This is a genomic window from Ramlibacter sp., assembly GCF_028292805.1.
Lineage (GTDB): Bacteria > Pseudomonadota > Gammaproteobacteria > Burkholderiales > Burkholderiaceae_C > Ramlibacter.
On record NZ_JAQGLS010000004.1, the window covers coordinates 1 to 7,151 of the forward strand.

General features: G+C 70.0%; 8 protein-coding genes. 6 read left to right on the forward strand and 2 right to left on the reverse strand.

All coding sequences use genetic code 11. The features are described 5' to 3' along the window. The first annotated feature begins 99 nt into the window (after positions 1-99). The 6 genes from JWP65_RS00080 (at position 100) to JWP65_RS00105 (ending at position 5,872) form a co-directional block, all read left to right on the forward strand. On the forward strand, positions 100-1,302 hold the full coding sequence (locus JWP65_RS00080; RefSeq protein WP_299759164.1) for an acetyl-CoA C-acetyltransferase: 1,203 nt from the start codon (positions 100-102) through the stop codon (positions 1,300-1,302). Between the two features lie 7 nt (positions 1,303-1,309). Then, a complete protein-coding gene (locus tag JWP65_RS00085; RefSeq protein ID WP_299759166.1) occupies positions 1,310-3,457 on the forward strand; it encodes a 3-hydroxyacyl-CoA dehydrogenase NAD-binding domain-containing protein in 2,148 nt (715 codons plus the stop codon). Between the two features lie 41 nt (positions 3,458-3,498). Beyond that, positions 3,499-4,434 (forward strand): bifunctional helix-turn-helix transcriptional regulator/GNAT family N-acetyltransferase, encoded by a 936-nt coding sequence (locus JWP65_RS00090; RefSeq protein ID WP_299759168.1) that lies wholly within the window; start codon positions 3,499-3,501, stop codon positions 4,432-4,434. A 10-nt stretch (positions 4,435-4,444) separates the two neighbouring features. After that, positions 4,445-4,636, forward strand: a complete 192-nt coding sequence (locus JWP65_RS00095) for a hypothetical protein (protein WP_299759170.1) — start codon at positions 4,445-4,447, stop codon at positions 4,634-4,636. Between the two features lie 73 nt (positions 4,637-4,709). Next, entirely contained in the window at positions 4,710-5,294 is a 585-nt protein-coding gene (locus JWP65_RS00100; RefSeq protein ID WP_299759172.1) for a chromate transporter, read from the forward strand. A gap of 17 nt (positions 5,295-5,311) precedes the next feature. Continuing rightward, positions 5,312-5,872, forward strand: a complete 561-nt coding sequence (locus JWP65_RS00105; protein WP_299759178.1) for a chromate transporter — start codon at positions 5,312-5,314, stop codon at positions 5,870-5,872. Here the strand turns inward: JWP65_RS00105 and JWP65_RS00110 are convergent. After that, positions 5,869-6,588, reverse strand: a complete 720-nt coding sequence (locus JWP65_RS00110) for an NAD-dependent deacylase (protein ID WP_299759174.1) — start codon at positions 6,586-6,588, stop codon at positions 5,869-5,871. The two genes, JWP65_RS00105 and JWP65_RS00110, sit on opposite strands and share 4 nt — an antisense overlap. Further along, positions 6,585-7,151: 23S rRNA (guanosine(2251)-2'-O)-methyltransferase RlmB (rlmB, locus tag JWP65_RS00115; RefSeq protein ID WP_299759176.1), on the reverse strand; the 567-nt coding region annotated here is incomplete at its 5' end. The genes JWP65_RS00110 and rlmB, both read right to left, overlap by 4 nt.

Sequence of the window (7,151 nt, forward strand, 5' to 3'; positions counted from 1 at the left end):
GGTCGGCGCGATCGGGCGCGGGCCACGCGCCGGGCGTGCGTGACTCAAGCAGGCCATGCATATACTGGCGCGCGCACCCCACCTGCTGGAGACGAGACCATGCAAGCCTATGTGTACGACGCCATCCACACGCCGCGCGGCAAGGGCAAGAAGGACGGCAGCCTGCACGAGGTCAAGCCGGTCGACCTGCTGGCCGGCGTGCTGGCCGAACTGCAGCGGCGCAACGATTTCGACACCGGCCAGGTCGATGACGTGGTGATGGGCGTGGTGTCGCCGGTGGGCGAACAAGGCTCGGTGATCGCCAAGGTGGCGGCGCTCAAGGCCGGCTGGGACTACCGCTGCGCCGGCGTGCAGCTCAATCGCTTCTGCGCCTCCGGGCTGGAAGCCGTCAACATGGCGGCGCAAAAAGTGCGTTCCGGCTGGGAAGACCTGGTGGTCGCCGGCGGCGTCGAGAGCATGAGCCGGGTGCCGATCGGCTCCGACGGCGGCGCCTGGGCGCAGGACCCGGCGACCAATTCGGCCACCGCCTTCGTGCCGCAAGGCATAGGCGCGGACCTGATCGCCACGCTGGCGGGCTTTGGTCGCGACGACGTCGACGCGTTCGCGCTCGAGTCGCAACGGCGGGCCGCGAAGGCGCGCGAAGGCGGCTTCTTCGCCGGCTCGATCGTGCCCGTCAAGGACTTCCTGGACCAGACCATCCTGGCCGAGGACGAGTTCATCAAGCCGCACACCACCATGGAAGGCCTGGCCGCGTTGCGGCCGGCCTTCGAGCAACTCGGCGCGATGGGCTTCGACCAGGTCGCGATAGCCCGCTACCCGCAGGTCGAGCGCATCCACCACGTGCACCATGCCGGCAATTCGTCGGGCATCGTCGACGGCGCGGCCGCCATGCTGATCGGCAGCGAAGCGGCTGGCAAGACCCACGGCTTCACGCCGCGGGCGCGCATCGTGGCGGCGGCGCTGTCGGGCGCCGACCCGACCATCATGCTCACTGGCCCGATGCCGGCCGCGCGCAAGGCGCTGGCCAAGGCCGGCATGACGATAGACCAGATCGACCTGTTCGAGGTCAACGAAGCCTTCGCCGCCGTGCCGATGAAGTTCATGCAGGAAATGGGCGTGCCGCACGACAAGGTCAACGTCAACGGCGGCGCCATTGCCATGGGCCATCCACTGGGCGCCACCGGCGCCATGATCCTGAACACGCTGATCGACGAGTTACATCGGCGCAAGCTGCGCTACGGCATGGCGACGCTGTGCGTGGGCGGCGGCATGGGCATCGCCACGATCGTGGAACGGATCTGAGGCCCGCATGAACACCATCCGCTACGAACTCGCCGCCGGCATCGCCACCCTCACTTTCGACGAGCCAGGCTCGCCCGTCAACACCATGTGCCTGCAGTGGCAGCAGGACCTGGACGCGGCCGTGCGGCAGGTGCTGCAGGACCAGGACGCGATCCGCGGCATCGTGCTGGCCTCGGCCAAGAGCACCTTCTTCGCCGGCGCCGACCTCAAGGGGATGATGCGGCTGCAGCCGCAAGACGCGCCGCGCGTGTTCCGCGAGATCGAACAGGTCAAGAAGAACTTCCGCACGCTGGAGACGCTCGGCAAGCCAGTCGTGGCCTGCCTGAATGGAGCGGCGCTTGGCGGCGGCTGGGAGGTGGCGCTGGTCGCGCACCACCGCGTCGCCGTCGACAACACCAGGATCCAGTTCGGCTTGCCCGAGATCACCCTTGGCCTGATTCCCGGCGCGAGCGGCATCACGAAGATGACGCGGCTGCTCGGGCTGGTCGAGGCCCAGCCGTACATCCTGGAGAGCAAGCTGTTCAACCCGCGCGAGGCGTTGAAGCTCGGCCTGGTGCACGAACTGATGGCGGACGCCGACGCGCTGCGGCCGGCGGCGCTGGCCTGGATCGCCGCCAACCCCAAGGCGCAGCAGCCCTGGGACGACAAGGCCTACAAGATGCCGGGCGGCACGCCGGCCAACCCGAAGATCGCCGGCATGCTGGCGGTGGCGCCGGCGGCGCTCAAGCTCAAGACCCGCGGCCTCTATCCGGCACCCGAAGCCGCGCTGGCTGTGATGGTCGAAGGCGCGCAGGTGGACTTCGACACCGCGCTGCGCATCGAGACCCGCTATCTGGCTCGCCTGATTGTCTCGCCGGTGGCCAAGAACATGATCAACACGTTCTTCTTCAACCTGAACGCGATCAAGGCCGGGCAGTCCCGGCCCAAGGTCGAAGGCCGGTTCCAGCCGCGCAAGGTCGGCGTCCTCGGCGCCGGGATGATGGGCGGCGGCATCGCCCACGCCCAGGCCAGCCGGGGCATCGCCACGGTGCTCAAGGACGTCACGCAGGACAAGGCCGACGCCGGCAAGGCCTACGCCGCTCGCCTGACCCAGGCGGGCGTGGACAAGGGCCGCATGCGCCCGCAAGACCAGGCCGCGTTGCTGGCCCGCATCACCGCCACCGAAGCCATGCAGGATCTGCAAGGCTGCGACCTCATCATGGAGGCGGTGTTCGAGAACCGCGAGTTGAAGGCGAAGGTGACGCAGGCGGCGGAGCCGCTGCTGGCGCCGGGCGGCTTCTTCGCCAGCAACACCTCCACCTTGCCGATCACCGGCCTGGCCAAGGCCAGCGCGCAGCCGGCGAAATTCGTCGGCATCCACTTCTTCAGCCCGGTGGACAAGATGAAGCTGGTGGAGATCATCCGCGGCGCGCAGACCGACCACGAGACCGTCGCGCGCGCCTACGACTACGTGCAGGCCCTGGGCAAGATCCCGATCGTGGTGAACGACGCCCGCGGCTTCTTTACCAGCCGCGTGTTCGGCACCTTCGTGATGGAAGGCGCTGGCATGGTGGGCGAAGGCATCCCGGCCGCCGTGGTCGAACAGGCGGGCCTGCAGGCGGGCATGCCGGTCGGTCCGCTGGCGGTGCTGGACGAGACGGCGCTGGCGCTGTCGGTGCACGTGCTGGACCAGACCCGCGCCGACTTTCGCGCCGAGGGCGGCACCTACATCGCGACGCGGGGCGAGCTGCTGGTCGAGCGCATGGTCAAGGAGTTCGATCGCAATGGGCGCGCGGCCGGCGCCGGCTTCTACGACTATCCGGTGGAAGCGGGCGCGAAAAAGTCGCTGTGGCCGCAGCTCAAGACCTTGTTCGAGCGAGCGCACGCTCAATGGGAGATGCAGGAGCTGAAAGATCGCCTGCTGTATCGGCAGTCGGTGGAGACGGCGCGCTGCCTGGCCGAGGGCGTGCTGACCAGCGTGCACGACGCCAACATCGGCTCGATCTTCGGCATCGGCTTTCCGGGCTGGACCGGCGGCGCGATGCAATTCATCTACGGCACCGGCATCGATGCCTTTCTGCACCGGGCCGAAGTGCTGGCGTCGCGCCACGGCCAAGGCTTCGTGGTGGCGCCGCAGGTGAAGGACGCGATCCGGCGGCACCAGCCAAACTATTGAGATAGTTGACTGCGGCAAGTACCTGCCCGAAACTCGGGCGGATGGAGCCGCAGCCGCCCGCCGTCGCCGTCTCGCCCTGCGACGTCAAGGCGGTGCGCGCCTTCAACCGTTTCTACAGGCAGCGGATCGGTGTCCTCAGGCGCTACCTGGACACCGACTTCACGCTGACGGAAGTGCGGGTGCTGTACGAGCTGGCGCACCGGCCGCCGCTGACCGCGACGCACCTGGTGCGCGAGCTCGAGCTGGACGCCGGCTACCTCAGCCGCATCCTGCGCCGCTTCGAGTCGCAAGGCTGGATCGCCCGCCAGCCCGCGCTGCACGACCGGCGCCAAAGCCTGCTGCGCCTGACCCAAGCGGGCTACGCCACCTTCGCGCCACTGCAGCAGAAATCGCGCGACGAAACCGCCGCCCTGATCGCCGGCGTGGCGATGCCGCAGCGGCCGCGCCTGATCCAGGCGCTGGACACGGTGCACAAGCTGCTGCAGCCGCCGTCGGAGCGCCAGGTGGTATTGCGCGCGCCGCGGCCCGGCGACATGGGCTGGGTGGTCCAGATGCACGGCGAGATCTACGCCCGCGAGTACGGCTACAGCAGCGAGTTCGAAGCCCTGGTGGCGCAGGTCGCGGCGAAGTTCATCCTGAAGTTCGATCCGGCCGGCGAGCAAGGCTGGATTGCCGAAGTCGACGGCGAGCGCGCCGGCTCCGTGTTCGTCGCGCGCAAGTCACGCACCGTGGCGCAGCTGCGCCTGCTGGTGCTGCAGCCGCACGCGCGCGGGCTCGGCCTGGGCGGGCGGCTGGTGGACGAGTGCATCGCCTTCGCCCAGGCCGCCGGCTACCGCAAGATGACGCTGTGGACGCACGCCCACCTGCATGCCGCCCGCGCCATCTACCAAACCCGCGGGTTCGCGTGCGGGCACAGCGAGCCGATGCGGGCCTATGGCCAGCAGGTGGTCAGCGAAACCTGGGAGCGCAGGCTCTGAGCCGCGCCTTGTGGGCCGCCGCCGCGCCAGCGTGCTGGTGGGCGCCGGCATCGTCGCCTCGCGCTTCGTGGTGGCCGAAGTCCCGCCGCTGACGCTGACCATGCTGCGCTACGCGATCGGCTTCGCCTGCCTGCTGCCTTTCGCCTGCCCGCGCTGCCGGGCGCGCTGGCCGTGCTGCGCACCCGAGACGCCATCGCGCTGATCGCCGCCGGCCTCTGGCTGGCCACCCGGCTGCAGCCCGGCAAGGCCGCTGGCGCCCCCGGATAATCCGGGCCATGAATGTTCCCTTGCATGCGCAGACACCGGCCGACCAGCCGCGGCCCCGCTCGCTGACCGACCTGTTCGTGTCTTTCTCCCTGCTGGCGCTGCAGGGCTTTGGCGGGGTGCTGGCGGTGGTCCAGCGCGAGATGGTCGAAAACAAGCGCTGGATGACCAAGGAGGAGTTCGTCGAGGAATGGTCGGTGGCGCAGATCATGCCCGGCCCGAACGTCGTCAATCTCTCGATCATGATCGGCGCGCGCTACTTCGGCTGGCGCGGGGCGCTGGCCAGCCTGGCCGGCATGCTGACTTTCCCGCTGCTGCTGGTGCTGGGGCTGGCGCTGGTCTACGCCGAGTTCTCGTCCAACCCGCAGGTGGTAGGCGCCTTGCGCGGCATGGGCGCGGTGGCGGCCGGCCTGATCACCGCCACCGGGCTGAAGCTGGTGGGCGCGCTGCAAAAGAACGCACTGGGCGGCCTGCTCTGTGGCGTGTTGGGCGTGGCGACCTTCGTCTGCATCGCCTGGCTGAAGCTGCCGCTGATCTGGGTGCTGCTCGGGCTGGGCGGGCTGGGCTGGGCCCTGGCCGCCAGGAAGCTGCGGTGAGCGCCGCCAGCATCCTCATGACGGGCGCCGACTGGCTGTCGCTGCTGGTCCACTACCTGGGGCTGTCGCTGCTGTGCGTGGGCGGCGCCATCACCACCGCGCCCGACATGCACCGCTTCCTGGTGCAGGAGCAAGGCTGGCTCACCGATCCGCAGTTCAGCGCCTCGATCGCCATCGCGCAGGCCGCGCCCGGACCCAACGTGTTGTTCACGGCCTTGATGGGATGGAACGTCGGGCTGAACGCGGGCGGCCTGCCGACGGCTTTCCTGGGGATGGCGATCTGCCTGGTCGGCATCATGCTGCCCAGCTCCATCCTGACCTACCTGACGGTGCAATGGAGCCATGCCAACCGCGACCTGCGCGCCGTGCGCGCTTTCAAGCAAGGCATGGCGCCGGTGGTGGTGGCGCTGCTGGTCGCCACCGGCTGGATCCTGGCTACCGCCAACGGCTACCGGCTGGCGAACTGGCCGACCTGGGCCATCGCAGGCGTGACGACGCTGATCGTCTGGCGCACCCGGGTCCACCTGCTGTGGCTGCTGGGTGCGGGCGCGCTGATCGGGTGGATGGGCTGGGTCTAGCCGTCGCCGAGCAGCGCGGGCAGCAGGCTGCCCGCGCTGCCGCGCAGCACCGCATCGGCCGCGTCGTCCAGGTCGGTCGCCTCGGGATTGACCACCACCACCTTGCCGCGCGTGCTGCGTGCCAGTCCCGCTGCCGGATAAACCAGGCCCGAGGTGCCGACCACCAGCATCAGGTCGCAGGCCGCCGCCGCTTGCTGCGCCAGCGCCAGCTCGCGCTGCGGCAGCATCTCGCCGAACCAGACCACCGCCGGCCGGCGCAGGTTGCCGCAGGTGGCGCAGGACGGCGGCTGCCCGCCGCCCGGCAGGCTCGCTTCGCAACAGGCGCGTGCCGGGTCCAGCCACTGGTCGGCCGCGATGTTGCCGTGCAGCGCCAGCACGCCGGGCGAGCCGGCCCGCTGGTGCAGGCCGTCGACGTTCTGCGTGACGACGGTCAGCCGCCCCGGATGCCGTTGCTGGAAGGCCGCGACCGCCAGGTGGCCGGCGTTGGGCTCGACCTTGGCAATCGCCTCGCGCCGCATCTGGTACCAGTCCCAGACCATGGCCGGCCGGGCCCGGAAGGCGGCCTCGGTGGCGAAGTCTTCGGGCCGGAAGTTGGCCCACAGCCCGGCCTGGGCGTCGCGGAAGATCGGCACGCCCGACTCCGCGCTCATGCCGGCGCCGCTCAGCAGCACGATGCGCCGCGCCTGGCGCAGCCAGCTGCGCACGACTTCGGTCACTGCCGTTGCCGCACGGCCTCGTACAGGCAGATGCCGCTGGCCACCGACACGTTCAGGCTTTCGACCGCGCCCAGCATCGGGATGGACACCAGGCCGTCGCAAGTCTTGCGCGTGAGCTGGCGCAGCCCGGCGCCTTCGGCGCCGAGCACCAGCGCGGTCGGCGCCTTCAGGTCGGCCTGATAGACCGAGCCTGGGGCGTCGTCGCTCAGGCCCAGGCACCAGATGCTGCGCTCCTTCAACTCGCCCAGCGTGCGCGCCAGGTTGGTCACCATGAAGTAAGGCATGGTCTCGGCCGCGCCGCTGGCGACCTTGGCGACGGTGGCGTTGATGCCGACCGCGTGGTCCTTGGGCGCGATCACCGCATGGGCGCCGGCGCCGTCGGCCACGCGCAGGCAGGCGCCCAGGTTGTGCGGATCGGTGTCGCCGTCGAGCACCTGCAGCAGCGGCGGCCCGCTGACGCCATCGAGCAGGTCGTCCAGCGAGCTGGCCTGCGACAGGGTTTCGACGCGCGCGACGACACCCTGGTGGCCGACGCTGCCGGCCAGCTTGGCCAGCCGCAGGCC